Genomic DNA, 15,539 nt, shown 5'->3' with positions numbered 1-15,539 from the left:
GTTGTTCCATGTCTCAGCACCATGACGTCCTGATCGTCGGTGCGGGTCAGGCCGGCGCGCAGGTCGCCGGGGAGTTGCTCGACGAGGGCTTCCCCGGCACGGTCGGGATCGTCGGTGCCGAGGACGTCCCGCCGTACGAGCGGCCGCCGTTGTCCAAGGCATTCCTCTCCGGGGAGACCTCCGCGGGGAGCCTGCTGTTCCGTCCTGCGGACCGCTGGGCCGCGGAGGGTGCCGAGTTGCTGCTGGGCACCGAGGTGGTCGCGGTCGACCCGGCTGAGCACGTGGTCACCACCGCCGGGGGAGCACGCCTCGGGTACGGGCACCTGGTGTGGGCGGCCGGCGGCCGTGCGCGGACCCTGCCGGTGCCGGGCGCGAACCTTACCGGTGTCCACTACGTGCGCACCCTCGAGGACGCGGAGCGCCTGAAGGCCCAACTGGCCACCGCGAGGCGGGCCGTGGTGATCGGCGGCGGGTTCATCGGCCTGGAGGCCGCCGCCGCCTTCGCCAAGGCCGGCCTCCAGGTCACCGTGGTCGAGGCCATGGACCGGCTCCTTGGTCGTGTCACTTCGCCGGTGGTCTCGGAGTTCTTCGCCCAGGCCCACCGCGAGCACAAGGTCGATGTGATCTTCGGACACGGCGTCGCGGAGATCACCGGCAGTGACGGCGCTGTGCAGGGCGTCGCCCTGTCCAACGGGCAGGAGATACCGGCGGACATCGTCGTCGTCGGCGTCGGTCTGGTGCCCAACGTCGAGCCGATCGTCCGAGCCGGTGCCGCCGGCCCCAACGGGGTGGACGTCGACGTGTCCGGCCGCACCACGCTCCCCGACGTCTTCGCGGCCGGGGACTGCGCGAACTTCGCCAACGCCTACACCGGACATGCCCGGATGCGGCTCGAATCCGTGCAGAACGCCGTCGAGCAGGGACGCACCGTCGCCCGGACGATCCTGGGCACGGCCCAGCCCGCACCGGCCGTCCCGTGGTTCTGGTCGAACCAGTACGACATCAAGTTCAAGACCATGGGGATCCTCACCGGTCACGACACCTCCATCGTGCGAGGCGACCCGTCGGCCGGCCGGTTCAGCGTCGTCTACCTGCACGAGGGCGTGGTGATCGCGGTGGACACGCTGAACAACATCCGTGACTACGCGCAGGCGAAGGCGCTGATCCAGAGCCGAACTCCGGTCGACCCTGCCGCGGTGGCCGATCCCGCCGTGCAACTCAAGGACCTCGCGGCGAGGAGGACGGCGGATGTCGCGTGAACAGGAACTGTGGGGGCAGCTCGTCTGGGGCGTGAAGTCAGGCTTCCGCGCATACGTCGCCGGCGTGACCGACGGCACCGAGTCGGTGGCCGACGGGGTACGAACGGACGAAAGCGGGGCATTCGTCTTCAGCCTCGACGACGCGACGGACTTCGACAGCGTCTCGGGGCACGGCACGCTGAAGTTCCGCGGGAGTGTCGTCTTCAGCGCCTATCGCGGCATCCTGCTGGTGCGCGTTCGGGATCTGTGGATCACACTGGACGGGGACGGGGACGGTGGAACGGTATCGATCATGCATCCCGCCTTCCGGGAGGCCACATCGCAACGCCGTGAGATCGGCAGGTTCGACGCCGTCCGACGCGAGGCGACGCCAGGCGCCGTCACCTGGAGCATCGACGTGCCCCGCATGACCTATGACGGGACACGGGCCTTCGGCGACGTGTACCCGGTCGATGCCCCGTTCGACCCCATCGTCATCACCCTCGCAGAGCCCGCGGTACCTGCTCCCACCACGTCCGCACGTGGGCTTCGGCCTGACGTCGTCATGCGCGGATCACCCGATCCGCGGCCCCGGCCCGCTCTGTAGAGGTGTGGAACAGACACGGTCCTCCGGCGTGATCATGCGGGTGTCTGCAGCTCAGTACTCCAGACGTTCTTCGTGACCTCGGCGTGGCCGACATCCGCCACTACGTCCGTGCGGCGGAAGCGGGCGGGGAGATCCCGATGGAGCGAGGGCCTGCGGGGCCCCGCGTATCGACCGTGCCGAAGACGCGGAGCGCGCGGGTCGCGGCGACCCGGTTCGCTCCGACCGGACATCAGCGGATAAAGCAGTGGAAGCCGAAATTAAAATGATAGGTAAAGATTGGATGCCATGGAAATCGGAATCGTAGGGGCGGGACATATCGGGGGGACGCTCGCAAGGAAGCTTGCTTCCGTCGGTCATCGGGTACGGATCGCGAACTCGAAGGCGCCGTCGACACTCAAAGAGTTCGAGGGTGCGGACGGTATTGCGCGAATGTGGGCGGCGGACGCCGTCGACGGGGTGGATGTCGCGATCCTCAGCGTGCCGCAGACGGCGATCAGCAAGTTCTCGGACGATCTCTTGTCCGCCCTCTCGTCTGTGCCGATCGTGATCGACACAGGCAACTACTACCCGGCTCGAGACGGACACATCGACGCCATTGACCAGGGCATGGCTGAAAGTGAGTGGGTTGCGTCTCATCTTGGGCGGGACGTGTTCAAGGTATTCAACAATATCGCCGCCCCCAGCTTGAAGTACAGGGGAGCGACCAGCGGTGATCGACGTCTGGGACTCACGGTCGCCGGGCCCGGAACGGAGGACAAACAGAAAGTCTTCTCGCTGGTCGAACAACTCGGATTCGACCCCGTCGACGGGGGTGATTTGGAACAGTCCTGGCGTCTGCAGCCCGGAACCCCCACCTACTGCAAAAACATGGACGCTGAACAGTTTCGGGCAGGATTGACCGAGACCACTCAGGCGGACATCGGAAAGTATCGCGAAATTCGGGATCAGATGGATTACGAGGACGCGGTGAAGAAAATGGGCGAGAGAATGCGGTGAAGAAGATGAGCGAGAGAACGCAATTCGCGCACCCGCTTCAGACGTAGCTCCTCTTTGGGCGTAGCTCCTCTACGTGGGTGACCCGCCCACGGCGACGCGGCCGGCACCCGAGGCCCGGGGTCCGCGGCCGCGTCGCGCCCACCACCCGACATCACACCGAACAGGTGAGAATGAAGGCTGATCAATATGAAGGCATCCGTCGTCAACGGCTTCGGCCAGGGCTTCCACTTGGAAGACGTCGACATCGCCGACCCTGTCGGCCGTGAGGTCCTGATTGACGTCAAGGCTTCCGGTCTGTGCCTCACGGATCACAGTGTCGCCACCTTCCTCGACCTTCAGCCCTTCCCCGCGGTGCTCGGACACGAGGTGGCCGGCGTCGTCACCGCGGCCGGCCCCGACGTGACGGAGATCGCTGTCGGGGACCACGCGTGGCCGCCAGCCTGATCCAGTTCTGCGGCCGGTGCGCCAAGTGCCTGTCCGGCAGGACGTACCAGTGCCTCCACCCGGAGGCGACCCAGCGGGACGCCTCGCAGCCGCCTCGTCTCACCCGTAACGGGGAACCGATGGGCCAGTTCACCGGACTCGGCGGCTTCGCGCAGCAGGCCCTGATCCACGAGAACCAACTCGCGGTCATACCGGACGAGATGCCCTGGGCGCAGGCCTCGCTGCTCGGCTGCGGCGTGCTGACCGGCGCCGGCGCGGTGCTCAGCACCGCCGCGGTCCAGGCCGGTGACACCGTGGTCGTCATGGGCGCCGGCGGTGTCGGCCTCAGCGGGGTGAACGGCGCCAGGATCGCCGGCGCGTCGACGATCATCGTCACCGACATCGCGGAGAGCAAGCTGGAGCTCGCCCGCCGCTTCGGTGCCACCCACGATCAATTCGGCGTCCACCGACCCGGTCGAGGAGGTGCTCCGGATCATCGGCGGTGGCGTCGACCACGTCTTCGACTTCGTCGGCGTCCGGTCGGTCACCGAGCAGGGCTTGCGGATGCTCGGCAGGGGCGGCGGCCTCTACCTGGTCGGGATCGGCGGCATGGACGCCGGCGTCGAGATGGCCACCATGCCCGCCGTGCTGAACCAGCATCGCGTGCAGGCCGTGAGCATGGGCTCGTCGAACCTCAAGCGCGACCTCCCGATGTACGCCGCGTTCTACCTCCAGGGCCGGATGAACCTGGACGACCCGGTGTCCAAGGAGATCGGGCTGGACGAGATCAACGAAGGCTACGAGTCCCTCAAGGACGGCAACCTGGCCCGCGTGGTCATCACGAACCTCTCCTGACCGGTGTTACGCCCGTGCCACGGCTCCCGCGCCCTCCACACCCGGGAGGCGGTGCGCGCCCGCAGACCCGCTGCTCTCCACCCCCTCGTTCGTGCTAGCCGGCAGACCAGACAATGACAATGGGGTCAATCATGACAACGAACACCGTGGCCGCCCCGTCGGCCCCGAAGTACCGGACCGTCAACCCGGCGAACGACAAGGTCGAGCGGGAGTTCGCCACCGCTACGGACACAGAGGCCGAGGCTCTCCTCGCCCGCGCGCACGCCGCCTACGACGGCTGGCGCCAGACCCCCGTGGACGAACGCGTCCGCCTCTTCCGCCGTTTTGCCGACCTGGTCGATGCCAACGGCGACGAGCTCGCCCGGCTCACCACCCTGGAGATGGGCAAGCCCATCGGCCAGGCCCGCTACGAGGCCACCCTGGTCAGCTCCATCTTCCGCTACTTCGCCGACCACGGTCCTGACCTCCTGGCCGACAAGGAGGTGACGGTTCCGGGCGTGAGCAAGACCGTCATGCGCCGCGAACCGATCGGCGTGGTCGTGGGCATCGAGCCCTGGAACGCCCCGCTCTACCAGTCGATGCGGGCGACCGCGCCCAACCTCATGCTCGGCAACACCATCCTGGTCAAGCCGTCCGAGGTGTCCGCCGGATCCACCCTGTTCTTCGACTCTCTCTTCCGGGAAGCGGGCTTCCCCGCCGACGTCTACCAGACCGCCCTGCTCACCCGCGCACACGTCTCCTCCTACATAGCCGACGACCGCGTGCGCGCCGTCACCCTCACCGGCTCCGACCAGGCCGGCGCGGCCATCGGAGAGCAGGCCGGACGCCACGTCAAGCCCGTGGTCCTCGAACTCGGCGGTTCCGACGCCTTCGTCGTCCTCGACTCCGCCGACGTCGAGAAGGCTGCGGCGATCGCGGCCGCCTGCCGTCTCGCCATCGGCGGGCAGATCTGCGTCTCCCCGAAGCGTCTCATCGCGACCGAGGCCGTCGTCGAGAAGTTCACCGAGGTGTTCACCGCCGCCTTCACCGGCCAGAAGATCGGCGACCCGTTCGACCCCGAGACCACCGTCGGCCCGCTCTCCAGCAGCAGGGCCGCCGAGGTCCTCCAGGAGCAGTACCAGGACGCGGTGGACAAGGGCGCCACCGTCCTCGTGCCAGGCGGCCGCATCGACGGGCCGGGCGCCTTCTTCCAGCCCGCGGTGCTCACCGACATCACCCCGGACATGCGCCTGTACAGCGAGGAGGCCTTCGGCCCGATTGCCGTGATCTACACCGTGCCCGACGCGGACGCCGCGGTGGAGCTGGCCAACAGCTCCGTCTACGGCCTCGGCGGCACCGTCTTCGGCGAGGACCTCGACGAGGCGCGCCGGGTGGCCGGGCTCCTCGACACCGGCGCCGTCGGCATCAACACCTATCTCGGCGCCCCCATAGAGATCTCGTTCGGCGGCACCAAGCGCTCCGGCGTAGGCCGCGAACTGGGCCCCGCCGGCATGGACGCATTCTCCAACCTGAAGACGTACGGCATCGCGTAGAGGGACGAACACTGGGCCGACGTGTTCCGCGGACACCGTGCTCACCAGTACCCCGATGAAGCCGGGCGGCCGAGCCTGCGCCAGTGTTCAACAGGCCGGCCGCTGTGGCACGCCTCGACTGCGATGAAGTGCTCCGCTCCGTCGGGAGAACCGCGTCGACACCCTGGTACGGCGATCGCCGACCGAGAAGGTCTGCTCGGTCTGTTCGCCCACCGGCTCGTCGGCACCCAGACACTCCTCAGGGATGCCGCCCCAGAGCCCGGCCCACCTGCCAGGTCTCGGGCGGGTAGGTCAGGGCAAGGGATCCAGACGGCCTTCGGTGGTCTCTTCCAGGAGCTTGAAGCGCCGCACTTTGCCGGACGGTGTGACGGGCAGGTCCGTGACGTGGAACCAGTGCTGGGGGACCTTGAACGGGGTCAGGGCCGCGCGGCAGTGGGCCTTGAGGTGTGCCCGGCCGCCGGGCTCCGGTGCCTGACGCAGACAGACGGCCACGCCGACCGTCTCGCCCCATTTCTCGTCCGGTACGCCCACGACGGCGGCCTCGATCACCGCCCGCGGCACACTGTCTGCGCCGCCCATCACGGTGCGCAGAGCGGGCGTCGGCCGGTCCGAGGCGCGAACTGTCTCCAGCAGTGCGCCGACGATGGTGGGCACGTAGAACAGGACGGTGGCGTGTTCGCGCCGGATCAGGTCGAGCACTGCCACCGGTTCGAACCGCTCCACCATCGCGACGCAGCCTCCCAGCCAGAGCGGGCCGAGCGTGGAGAGCCCGCAGCCGGCGGTGCGGAACATCGGCAGCGGGTTCACACACACCGGGCGTGGCTCCGTCTGCGCGGTCTCCATGGTCAGCTTCGCGACGTTGACCAGCGAACGGTGCCTGAGCAGAACCCCCTTGGGGACGCCGGTGGTGCCCGAGGTGTACTGCAGCATGACCGGCGCGTCGGGATCGACCGGCGGAAGCGGCCGGGAGCCGTCCACGCCGTGCAACCAGACTCCCACTCGGACAGGCTTACGATCCGCCTCAGTCCGGGACAGTCGGCGCGCACCGCGGCCACGACGGCCGTCAGGTCGTAGGCATGGTTGCGCTCGGCATGGATCAGAACGGTCGAACCGGAGTGGTTGAGGGCGTACGCAAGGTCTTTTGGCCGCAGCACGGGGTTGAGGGCCACGAGCGTCACGCAGGCGAGTGCTGCGCCGTACTGGGCGATCGGCCACTCGACGACGTTCGGTGCCCAGATCGCCACGCGGTCGCCGGGGCTCGCCTCGCGCAGCAGGGCGTGGGTACTCATCCGCACGGCGCAGTCCCTGGTACGCGCCGGACTCTTCAACTCCCGCCCGGAGGAATCGCGAGCGCGACCGCAACCATCGGGAGACTGGCCGGACCCGTCCTGTTAGCAGGTGCTGACGCCTCGTGGCGTGGGCGAACCCTCACGCACAGCGCGAGACCGGTTCCGGAGGCTGCGGATGCTGCCTGCACGGGCCACGAGCGCGTTGACACCAGTTCTCGGCCGGTTCACCCAGCGCACCCTGATCCAGGCGGCGGGCGCCATGGGCACGCCGCCGCTCTCGCCGGACCTGCTCAGACTGACGTGGGAGTTCGTCCCGGGGTGGCTGAGGGTGCCGGCGACACGGCGGGGCTTCAGCGTTTTCGGCGACGTCGTGAGCTGGGTTCGGGGCACCCCGGGCATCCAAGGAGCTGCGACGGGACGACCGTCGAGCTGCCATGAGTGAGAGTTGGCAGCCCCGACCCGGCCCGGGCAGGCCGGGTGCGGGCCGCCATGCCCCTCAACCCAGAACACGCACCAACTCGTTAGCCGCGACTCGTACTGATCCGCACTTTCCCCGGACGGAGCCCCTGAGGGGGCTGCGCTCTTCGGCACTCCAGAGGCCGACGCCGTCCAGTTTCGCGCCGCACAGACGGTACGGCGCCGGACCCGCCGACTTGACCGGACGCTGCCTCCGTTTTACGCTGAATCTCATTCGGAGGGTATCTCCGCTTTTTTGCCTGGATCCTGCGTACTCCGGAGGTCAGGCCCCTGTGCTCTGCGGGTACCCGCGGAGCCTATTGCTCCGCCGCGCGGAAGCGTGGGGCAGCCGCAGGTCACCGAGATCGCTATGAGGGAAGTTTGACATGAACATCGGCATTCTTGGCACAGGACACATCGGAAAGACCTTGATCCAACGGCTGAGTGCGGCCGGACACGAGGTCAAGGTGGCCAATTCGCGTGGTCCGGAGACAATCGGGCCCGACATACTGTCATCAGGCGGACGTGCGGTCACGGTGGCGGATGCGCTGATCGGCGTCGACGCCGCGATCCTGTCCATCCCCTTTGACAACATTCCGAAGGTCGCGCCCTTGGTCGCCGACGTACCGGCGGACACGGTTGTCATCGACACGTCCAACTATTACCCGCTTCGGGACAGCCGGCTTACCACTGACGACGTCGGCCTGGTCGAGAGTCTGTGGGTTGCCGAACGGCTGGGCCGACCGGTCGTCAAGGCTTGGAACGCGATTGGTTCCGACTCGTTCGCGCACAGAAATAGGCCGGCGGGCAGCGCGGACCGTATCGCTATTCCCGTCGCGGCCGACAGCCCGCGAGAGCGCAGGCTGGGAATGGCGCTCGTCGAGGACACGGGGTTCGACGGGTTCGATGCGGGGCCGCTCGCGGAGTCCTGGCGGCTGCAGCCCGGCACACCGTCCTACTGCACCGACCTCACCCGTGAGGAGATGTCGGGTGCGCTGGCAGCGGCCGACGCCACGCGATCACCGAAGCGGCGTGACCTGGCGGTAGCCGCGGTCCAGGAACGGTTTGGGGCCGACGGTACGAACCCGGACGCGGAATACCTCGTCGGTCTGCATCGCGCACTGTTCATGTGACCTTGACCGAACAGGCAGAAGCACCCCCGGCGAACGGTCGTACGCCGGGGGCTCGTGGCCGAACATCTCGGAGAGGCGGCGTTGCCCGTGCGCTGCACCCGTGACGGCGATCGTCGGCCGAGCCCTCGGGCTGGCGATAAGGATGAAGGGGGCCGTTTGACCCGGATGGTGCCTCCGCTTTACTGTGGAACCAGTGCGGAGATAGTCTCCGTTTTGATGTGTCCCAAGAGGCGGGAGGGCGCATGAGCCCCAGCGGGCAGCAGGGTCGCAAGCCCCGTGCGGACGTTCAGCGTAACCGTGCCGCCCTCTTGGAAGCGGCACAGCGTCACTTTCTGAAGTTCGGAGTCGGTACGTCCCTGGAGGCGGTGGCCAAAGATGCGGGCGTCGGGCCTGGCACCTTGTACCGGCACTTCCCCACCCGGGAAGCGCTGCTGGCGGCCGTGCTGCAGACGCGCTCCGAGGAACTGGTGGCGCGTCAGGAGGAGATCGCGCGACTCGGCGACGCCGACGAGGCGCTGGAGCAGTGGCTGCGCGCACTGGAGGAGTACTTCAGCGCGTTCAGCGGACTGCCGGAGCCGCTCATGGCCGCGGCGCAGGCGCAGGATCCGGATAACCCGCTTAGGCTCCCCTGCGACACAGTCATCACCGCTACCGAGGAGTACGTGCGAGCCGCCCAGCGGGCGGGGTACGTGCGCGCGTCGGTGAAGGGGTACGACCTTTTCCTCGCAGCCCTCTCCGTCGCCTGGCTCAAGGGTGCCGGTGCCGCCGATGCGGAGTCACTGGACCGTGTTCGCCAGCTCATCGCCACCGGCTACCGCGAGCGGGACATTCAGGAGTAAGCCCCGCCTGGCGATCACCGGAACTCCCAGAGGCTTCTGGGGTTCGGGCCATGTCCGGCGCCCCCATCCCACAGTGACCACCACGCACCGTCCCAGGGTGGTGCGACTTCCGAAAGGACAAATCATGAAAATTTCTGTTATCGGTGCCGGAGCGATCGGTGGCAACCTCGCTCGCAAGCTCAGCGGAGCCGGTCACGATGTCGAGGTGGCGGACGCCCGCGGCCGCGAGGCTGTCGCGCCCGAAGTGCTGGAGACCGGCGCCCGCGCCGTGGCACTGGATGACGCTGTCAAGGACAAGGACGCCGTCATCCTGGCCATCCCCTTCGGAGTGGCGGGGCAGCTCGCCGACCTGTTCGCCTCCGTCCCCGCCGAGACGGTGGTCATGGACACCTCCAACTACTACCCACACCTCAACGGGCGGATCGAGGCAGTGGAGGACGGTGTGGTGGAGAGCGTGTACACCTCCGAGCTCCTTGGGCGCCCCGTGGTCAAGGCGTGGAACGCCGCCCTGTCCGAAACCCAGCGGACGAAGGGTGTCCCAGCGGGCACCCCGGGCCGCATCGCCATCCCGGTCGCCGGCGATTCCGAGGAGACCAAGCGCGTGGCCATGCGCCTGGTGGATGACACCGGATTCGACGCCTACGACGCCGGCGCACTGGCCGACTCCTGGCGTCAGCAGCCGATGGGCCCCGCCTACTGCACCGAGCTGACCCTGGACGAGTTGCCGGCGGCCCTGGCCGCGGCCGATCGCGTCAAGGACGCGGCCGTCCGCGACAGCATGCCCGAGCGCTTCGCCGCCCTCGGGGCCAATCCCACCCCGGAGGACGTCGTCGAGATGAACCGCGCCGCCCACCGGTGACACCCCGATCGCCTTGCCTCCGGGCCCTGCCCGGGCCCGGGAGCAGGGCGATGCGCAACCCGGCTCCAAAGGACCGGTGTGCGAGACCTGTCAGGCAGCGGATCAGCAGCGGGCCGCCGTCGGCAGGTCCGCGCCGCCGTCGACAAGACAAGGAAGAAGTGATCCCCATGCAGTCGTGGCGATTCCACGGAACCCATAAGCCGCTGACCCTGGAGGAGGTCGAGGCCCCGCACGCAGGTCCGGGCGAGGTCGTCGTCGACGTCAAGGCCGCCGGCCTGTGCCACTCCGATGTCGGCGCGCTGACCGACCCGAAGTGGATGGTGTCGTTCCCGCGCCTCCCGATGACGCTCGGGCACGAGAATGCCGGTGTGATCAGCGAGGTCGGCTCGGGAATGGACCACTGGAAGGTGGGGGACCGGGTCGGCCTGGCACCGGCGATGTCAGACGGGGATGCCATCGGCTACGGCGCCTGGGACGGCGGCTACGGGCCCAAGGTGCGCGCCACCGAGGTGAACCTGGTACGACTGCCGGAGGCGATCTCCTTCGAGATGGGGGCAATGGCCACCGATGCAGGCCTCACCTCGTACCACGCCATGATCACGCGCGGCGGCGCTAAGCCGGGGATGCGGGTCGGCGTACTCGGCCTCGGCGGACTCGGCTACATCGGCGCGCGGATCGCCGTGCTCAAGGGAGCCGAGGTCTACGCCGCTGAGCTCAACCCGGCCACCCGGGACCTGGCCGCCGAGATCGGGCTGGCCGACGTGGCGGAGTCCATCACCGAGTTCGCGGACAAGGACTTGGAACTGATCGTGGACTACGCGGGGTTCGGGGCCACGTCCGCCCAGGCGGTGGAGACGCTTCGCAGCTCCGGAACCCTGGTACAGGTCGGCCTCGGCCGCCTGGAGACCACGCTCAACACGCAGGCGATTGTCTTCAAGCAGCTGCAGATCCTCGGCTCCCTCTCGGGCACGCAACACGACCTGACCGAACTGTACGAGCTCATGCGCGGCGGCGAACTCACCCCGCCGATCAACCGCATCACACCGGACCGCATCCCTGAGGGGCTGGAACGCCTCCGCAAGGGAGGGGTCGTCGGCCGCATCATCGCCGTCTACGAAGACTGATAACTCCCCGCCCGAGTCCACCGGGCCGGTCGCGCCGCGAGTCCCACGGGTCTGCGGCGCGGCCGCACGGGCCCTACGGCCGCGGCCGCGGGCTGATGCCCCGCACCGCCAGTGCCAGCAGCCGCTCTGCGGACGCGGCCGGGTCCTGGTGGTGCTCTGTCGCCAGGACGATGCCGGTGACCAGCGTGAGCAGGTCTGCCGAGGACACCCCGGCCGGCACCGCGCCGACATCGTCGGCCCGCCGCAGCAGCGGCGCACCGGCGTCCGTGACGCGGTCGCACGGCTGCTCCTGGCCCACGCCGACCTCGTCCCGCATCAGCGCCACGGCCATGCCCCGCGCGCCGGCGGCGTACTCCGTGAGCGCGGTGAGCCAGTCCAGCAGCGCGGCCCGCGCATCCTCGGCGTCGGCCAGTTCGCCGGCGCGGGCGACCAGCGCCTCGACGCGTTCTTCGAAGACCGCGTCCAGCAGGGCGCGCCGAGTGGGGAAGTGCCGGCGCGCGGTGGCGGCCCCGACCCCGGCGATGCGGGCGATCTGCTCCAGCGGCACCTCCGCGCCGTGCGCGGCGACCTCCCGCTCGGCGACGGCGAGGATCCGCGCGTGGTTGCGCTGGGCGTCGGAGCGCTGAGCCATCGTGTGCCACCTCCCGAACCACGAAGTGGCGCCACCCGCCAATTCGTGGTTATGGTAGCGGATGGAAATGGCGGAACCCGCCACTTAGCCGTCGGAGGAGTTGCCATGCCCCCCGGTCCCATCCTCGTCACGGGCGCCACCGGCCAACAGGGCGGCGCCACCGCCCGCGCCCTGCTCGCCGCGGGCATCCCCGTCCGCGCGCTCGTCCGCGATCCCGGCGCCGACCGCGCGGCGGCGATCCGGGCGCTCGGCGCCGACCTGGTCGCCGGCGACCTGGACGACCCCGCCTCGCTCGGCCCGGCCCTCAACGGCGTGCGGGGTGTGTTCTCCGTGCAGGCCCCCGACATGGCCGACCCCGAGGGCGACTCCGAGTGGGCGCGCGGCCGCACTCTGGTCGACGCCGCCCGCACCGCGGGCGTGGAACAGTTCGTGCACACCTCCGTCAGCGGGGCTGGGCAGCACCGTACAGTTCCGGGCTGGGCGGAGGGTCGCTGGAAGTCCATGGAGTACTACTTCGAGATGAAGGCCGCGACGGTGGAGTACGTCCGTGAGGCGGGATTCACGCACTGGACCGTACTCAAGCCAGCCGGCTTTATGGAGCTTTTCGAAGCGCAGTCGATCATGTTCCCCAAGGGCGTCCGCGGCGGGCTGGTGACGCGGGTCAAGCCGGACACCTGGCTCCCCCTCGTCGCTGTGGACGACATCGGCGCCGCGGCCGCGGCGGCCTTCGCCGACCCGGCGCGCCTCAACGGCGTCGAGGTGGAGCTCGCCGGCGACTTCCTGCCGATGACCCGGATCGCCGAGATCCTCTCACGCGTGTACGAGGTCGAGCTCACCCCACCCGACATGACCCTGGAAGAGGCCATGACCGCCGGCGCGCCCGAATACGCCCTGCAGAACGACTGGCACAACGAGCAGGGCTACCCCGCCCGCCCCGAGCATGCCCGCGCCCTCGGCCTCCAACTGACGTCCTTCGAGAACTGGGCGCAGACCCACCTGACGCCGGCCTGACGGCGCCTTACGCCGCCATGCGTACCCGGGGCGAGGCCGGCGGACTGTCCCGCACTGCCCGCTGACCCACCCGGCGCCGCCGACGCCTCGGCGGCGTCCCGCACCCATGCCCCCGTCCCGTGAGGCAGGGCCGCCATCACGGGCACCGGGCACCTGTTGGAAGGAATCGATTTGCCTACCGCCACCGCCGCAATGACCCTGCCCTTCGCCGAGGCCGTTCGGGCCCGTCGCTCCGTGCGCAGCTTCCAGCCCACCCCGCTGTCGCCGTCGGACATCCGCGCCGTCCTGGAAGACGCCCAGGCCGCCCCCTCGAACTGCAACACCCAGCCGTGGAATGTGCACGTCGTCTCCGGCCCGACGCGGGATGGCCTGAGCAAGGAGCTCATCAAGGCCGATGTGGAGGGCCGCTACTCTCTCGACTTCACCTTCGACTACGCCGACTTCGGCGAGGGCATCTACCGCGAACGGCTGCACGACTTCGGCGCGACCCTCGCCCAGTACACCGGCCTGAAGCGGGAGGACCGCCAGGCTCGAACGGAGGCGGCGCGCTTCGGCCTGGAATTCTTCGGGGCGCCGCACGCGGCCTTCCTGTTCATGCCGACCTTCGGCGACAACGTGCGGGCCGGCGGCGACATGGGCATGTACGGGCAGAACTTCCTGCTCTCCCTGGCCGCCCGCGGATTCGCCGGCGTGCCGCAGACCCACCTCGGCTTCTTCGCCGACACCGTCCGCGCGTTCCTGGACGTCCCCGAGGACTTCAAGCTGATGTACGGCATCTCCTTCGGCTACGCCGACGAGACCGCACCGGTCAATACCGCGCGCACCCGGCGCGCCCCGCTCGAGCAGAGCGTGACCCTGCACGACACTCCCGACGTCCTCGACGCGCCGTAGCGCCAGAGAAGGGAAATACCAATGCGCTTGTATCGGATGTCCGAATCCGGCCGGCAGGAACTCATCGAGGAGCCGACACCGACGCCCGGCACCGGCCAGGTGCTGGTGCGGGTGCACGCCAGCTCCCTCAACGCCCGCGACCTGTTCATGCTCGACGGCCGCTACCCGGTGCCGCCCGGCCGGGTGCCGATCTCCGACGCCGCGGGCGTCGTCGAGGCCGTCGGCCCCGGCGTGAGCCGGTTCGCGGTCGGCGACCGGGTGGTCAACTCCTTCCAGCCGCTGTGGTTCGGCGGACCGCAGCGCAAGCCCGGCCGGCTCTACCACACCGACATCGACGGATGGCTGGCCGAGTACGTCGCCATCGACGAGCAGCGCCTGGTGCCCATGCCCGAGCACCTGGACTTCACCGAGGCGGCGACCCTACCCTGCGCCGCCGTCACCGCCTGGTCGGCGCTGGCCGGGGTCGGCCCCGGCGACACCGTGCTGGTTCAAGGCTCGGGCGGCGTCTCGCTGTTCGCCCTGCAGCTCGCCCGCGCCGCGGGAGCCCGCGTGATCGCCACCACCTCCAGCGAGAAGAAGGCGGCACGGCTTCGCGAACTCGGCGCCGGCGACGTGATCAACTACGTCGACACCTCGGAATGGGGCGCCGAGGCGCGCAAACTCACCGACGGCCAGGGCGCCGACGTGATCGTGGAGGTCGGCGGAGCGGGAACCATCGCGCAGTCGATCGCGGCGGTCGCCTACCGCGGGACCATCTCCCTGGTCGGCCATGTCGCGCACGACACCACCGGCATGAACCTGCTGGACTTCACCTACAGCGGAGCCACGCTGCGCGCGATCGGAGGCGGCAGCCGCAGCGACCTGGAGGACATGAACCGGGTCATCACCGCGCACCGGCTGCGACCGGTCATCGACCGCGTCTTCCCCTTCAAGGAGGCGCTCGACGCGGCCGCGTACATGGAGAGCGGCTCCCACTTCGGAAAAGTCGTCATCAGCCACTGAACCCGGCACCGGGGCTGGCAGCGCGCTGCGTTCGCGACACCCCGCACACCCTGCGGCACAGCGCCGCAATGGCGCTCCTCCACGCGGGAGTTGACGTCTCCGTGATCGCCCTCTGGCTCGGCCACGAATCAACTGAAACCACACAAATCTATCTGCACGCCGACATGAGCATCAAAGAACGTGCGCTCGCGCGCACGGCTCCCGTCGGCAGCACTCCCGGACGTTTCACCGCTCCGGACAACCTGCTGGCGTTCCTCCAGACGCTTTGAGACGGAGGCTCCGGGTATGCCGACCGTTCTGAGGCAGGCGCAAGCGTCGTCATGCTGTCGGCGCCGCAGTCGGCATAACCCGGCACACGGCATAAGCGGACGACTTTCTCGTGCTCGTCGCCGGGACTCGCGAGGATGCGATAGCCATCCGTGCCTGGGTAGCTGAGGTCCTCTCCCCGATGGGCCTGCGTCTGTCACCGGAGAAGACGAAGATCACGCACATCGACGAGAACCTGGACTTCCTCGGCTGGCGCCTCCAGCGCCACCGGAAGAAGGGTACCAACCGGCACTAGTACTGCAACCGTGCTTGTAGTGACGGTGTGACGTCGTGGTCGTTGTGCTTGTCATGGGTGGGGACCTCGGGATCAGTGACGTGCGGCGGTG

At 69.0% G+C, this 15,539-nt stretch carries 16 protein-coding genes and 1 pseudogene; 14 read left to right on the top strand and 3 right to left on the bottom strand.

From position 1 onward, the window contains the following. Nucleotides 1–8: 8 nt before the first annotated feature. The 6 genes from ACIQ7D_RS29820 (at nucleotide 9) to ACIQ7D_RS29795 (ending at nucleotide 5,651) form a co-directional block, all read left to right on the top strand. The gene (locus ACIQ7D_RS29820; protein WP_403942812.1) at nucleotides 9–1,259 is read left to right on the top strand and encodes an NAD(P)/FAD-dependent oxidoreductase; all 1,251 of its coding nucleotides are present in this window, start codon (nucleotides 9–11) and stop codon (nucleotides 1,257–1,259) included. Beyond that, the gene (locus ACIQ7D_RS29815) at nucleotides 1,249–1,845 is read left to right on the top strand and encodes an HtaA domain-containing protein (protein ID WP_403942809.1); all 597 of its coding nucleotides are present in this window, start codon (nucleotides 1,249–1,251) and stop codon (nucleotides 1,843–1,845) included. The genes ACIQ7D_RS29820 and ACIQ7D_RS29815 overlap by 11 nt, the downstream gene beginning before the upstream one ends. Before the next feature lie 285 nt (nucleotides 1,846–2,130). After that, nucleotides 2,131–2,841, top strand: a complete 711-nt coding sequence (locus tag ACIQ7D_RS29810) for an NADPH-dependent F420 reductase (protein ID WP_403942807.1) — start codon at nucleotides 2,131–2,133, stop codon at nucleotides 2,839–2,841. 186 nt (nucleotides 2,842–3,027) lie between these two features. Beyond that, nucleotides 3,028–3,285 (top strand): alcohol dehydrogenase catalytic domain-containing protein, encoded by a 258-nt coding sequence (locus ACIQ7D_RS29805; RefSeq protein WP_403942804.1) that lies wholly within the window; start codon nucleotides 3,028–3,030, stop codon nucleotides 3,283–3,285. Nucleotides 3,286–3,702: 417 nt separating this feature from the next. Next, nucleotides 3,703–4,119, top strand: a complete 417-nt coding sequence (locus ACIQ7D_RS29800; protein WP_403942802.1) for a zinc-binding dehydrogenase — start codon at nucleotides 3,703–3,705, stop codon at nucleotides 4,117–4,119. 131 nt (nucleotides 4,120–4,250) lie between these two features. Beyond that, a complete protein-coding gene (locus ACIQ7D_RS29795; protein ID WP_403942799.1) occupies nucleotides 4,251–5,651 on the top strand; it encodes an aldehyde dehydrogenase family protein in 1,401 nt (466 codons plus the stop codon). A 291-nt stretch (nucleotides 5,652–5,942) separates the two neighbouring features. Here the strand turns inward: ACIQ7D_RS29795 and ACIQ7D_RS29790 are convergent, their stop codons facing one another. Both ACIQ7D_RS29790 and ACIQ7D_RS29785 read right to left on the bottom strand, forming a co-directional pair. Continuing rightward, complete coding sequence (locus ACIQ7D_RS29790) at nucleotides 5,943–6,650, bottom strand: AMP-binding protein (RefSeq protein WP_403942797.1); 708 nt, start codon at nucleotides 6,648–6,650, stop codon at nucleotides 5,943–5,945. 32 nt (nucleotides 6,651–6,682) lie between these two features. Continuing rightward, nucleotides 6,683–6,940: pseudogene (locus ACIQ7D_RS29785) on the bottom strand (AMP-binding protein); the annotation flags it as partial. A gap of 842 nt (nucleotides 6,941–7,782) precedes the next feature. Here ACIQ7D_RS29785 and ACIQ7D_RS29780 point away from each other — a divergent pair. The 4 genes from ACIQ7D_RS29780 to ACIQ7D_RS29765 all read left to right on the top strand — a co-directional run bounded on the left by ACIQ7D_RS29780 (nucleotide 7,783) and on the right by ACIQ7D_RS29765 (nucleotide 11,351). Then, a complete protein-coding gene (locus ACIQ7D_RS29780) occupies nucleotides 7,783–8,529 on the top strand; it encodes an NADPH-dependent F420 reductase (protein ID WP_403942794.1) in 747 nt (248 codons plus the stop codon). A 242-nt stretch (nucleotides 8,530–8,771) separates the two neighbouring features. Continuing rightward, entirely contained in the window at nucleotides 8,772–9,368 is a 597-nt protein-coding gene (locus ACIQ7D_RS29775; RefSeq protein WP_403942792.1) for a TetR/AcrR family transcriptional regulator, read from the top strand. A 124-nt stretch (nucleotides 9,369–9,492) separates the two neighbouring features. Next, nucleotides 9,493–10,227 (top strand): NADPH-dependent F420 reductase, encoded by a 735-nt coding sequence (locus tag ACIQ7D_RS29770; RefSeq protein ID WP_403942790.1) that lies wholly within the window; start codon nucleotides 9,493–9,495, stop codon nucleotides 10,225–10,227. Nucleotides 10,228–10,277: 50 nt separating this feature from the next. Next, the gene (locus ACIQ7D_RS29765) at nucleotides 10,278–11,351 is read left to right on the top strand and encodes a zinc-binding dehydrogenase (RefSeq protein ID WP_403942788.1); all 1,074 of its coding nucleotides are present in this window, start codon (nucleotides 10,278–10,280) and stop codon (nucleotides 11,349–11,351) included. 73 nt (nucleotides 11,352–11,424) lie between these two features. Here ACIQ7D_RS29765 and ACIQ7D_RS29760 read toward each other — a convergent pair whose 3' ends face one another. Then, entirely contained in the window at nucleotides 11,425–11,982 is a 558-nt protein-coding gene (locus ACIQ7D_RS29760; protein ID WP_403942785.1) for a TetR/AcrR family transcriptional regulator, read from the bottom strand. Between the two features lie 105 nt (nucleotides 11,983–12,087). On the opposite strand from ACIQ7D_RS29760, the gene ACIQ7D_RS29755 reads away from it, so the two are divergent. The 4 genes from ACIQ7D_RS29755 (at nucleotide 12,088) to ACIQ7D_RS29740 (ending at nucleotide 15,155) form a co-directional block, all read left to right on the top strand. Beyond that, on the top strand, nucleotides 12,088–12,993 hold the full coding sequence (locus tag ACIQ7D_RS29755) for an NmrA family NAD(P)-binding protein (RefSeq protein ID WP_403942783.1): 906 nt from the start codon (nucleotides 12,088–12,090) through the stop codon (nucleotides 12,991–12,993). Between the two features lie 171 nt (nucleotides 12,994–13,164). Beyond that, complete coding sequence (locus ACIQ7D_RS29750; protein WP_403942780.1) at nucleotides 13,165–13,884, top strand: nitroreductase; 720 nt, start codon at nucleotides 13,165–13,167, stop codon at nucleotides 13,882–13,884. A gap of 36 nt (nucleotides 13,885–13,920) precedes the next feature. Then, complete coding sequence (locus ACIQ7D_RS29745) at nucleotides 13,921–14,886, top strand: NAD(P)-dependent alcohol dehydrogenase (RefSeq protein WP_403942778.1); 966 nt, start codon at nucleotides 13,921–13,923, stop codon at nucleotides 14,884–14,886. After that, the gene (locus ACIQ7D_RS29740; RefSeq protein ID WP_403943000.1) at nucleotides 14,883–15,155 is read left to right on the top strand and encodes a tyrosine-type recombinase/integrase; all 273 of its coding nucleotides are present in this window, start codon (nucleotides 14,883–14,885) and stop codon (nucleotides 15,153–15,155) included. Before ACIQ7D_RS29745 ends, ACIQ7D_RS29740 begins: the two co-directional genes overlap by 4 nt. Nucleotides 15,156–15,539 lie beyond the last annotated feature (384 nt).

Origin of the sequence: Streptomyces sp. NPDC096310 (assembly GCF_044763125.1) — a bacterium.
In the GTDB taxonomy this organism is placed as follows: domain Bacteria; phylum Actinomycetota; class Actinomycetes; order Streptomycetales; family Streptomycetaceae; genus Streptomyces.
This window is presented reverse-complemented; position numbering and strand designations above follow the sequence as displayed.

What these genes read in the sequence shown, in the direction of transcription:
- ACIQ7D_RS29805 (WP_403942804.1), top strand. Translation starts at nt 3,028, where the DNA reads ATGAAGGCATCCGTCGTCAACGGCTTCGGCCAGGGCTTCCACTTGGAA.
- ACIQ7D_RS29810 (WP_403942807.1), top strand. Translation starts at nt 2,131, where the DNA reads ATGGAAATCGGAATCGTAGGGGCGGGACATATCGGGGGGACGCTCGCA.
- ACIQ7D_RS29775 (WP_403942792.1), top strand. Translation starts at nt 8,772, where the DNA reads ATGAGCCCCAGCGGGCAGCAGGGTCGCAAGCCCCGTGCGGACGTTCAG.
- ACIQ7D_RS29745 (WP_403942778.1), top strand. Translation starts at nt 13,921, where the DNA reads ATGTCCGAATCCGGCCGGCAGGAACTCATCGAGGAGCCGACACCGACG.
- ACIQ7D_RS29795 (WP_403942799.1), top strand. Translation starts at nt 4,251, where the DNA reads ATGACAACGAACACCGTGGCCGCCCCGTCGGCCCCGAAGTACCGGACC.
- ACIQ7D_RS29780 (WP_403942794.1), top strand. Translation starts at nt 7,783, where the DNA reads ATGAACATCGGCATTCTTGGCACAGGACACATCGGAAAGACCTTGATC.
- ACIQ7D_RS29815 (WP_403942809.1), top strand. Translation starts at nt 1,249, where the DNA reads ATGTCGCGTGAACAGGAACTGTGGGGGCAGCTCGTCTGGGGCGTGAAG.
- ACIQ7D_RS29765 (WP_403942788.1), top strand. Translation starts at nt 10,278, where the DNA reads ATGCGCAACCCGGCTCCAAAGGACCGGTGTGCGAGACCTGTCAGGCAG.
- ACIQ7D_RS29760 (WP_403942785.1), bottom strand. Translation starts at nt 11,982, where the DNA reads ATGGCTCAGCGCTCCGACGCCCAGCGCAACCACGCGCGGATCCTCGCC.
- ACIQ7D_RS29770 (WP_403942790.1), top strand. Translation starts at nt 9,493, where the DNA reads ATGAAAATTTCTGTTATCGGTGCCGGAGCGATCGGTGGCAACCTCGCT.
- ACIQ7D_RS29755 (WP_403942783.1), top strand. Translation starts at nt 12,088, where the DNA reads ATGCCCCCCGGTCCCATCCTCGTCACGGGCGCCACCGGCCAACAGGGC.
- ACIQ7D_RS29820 (WP_403942812.1), top strand. Translation starts at nt 9, where the DNA reads ATGTCTCAGCACCATGACGTCCTGATCGTCGGTGCGGGTCAGGCCGGC.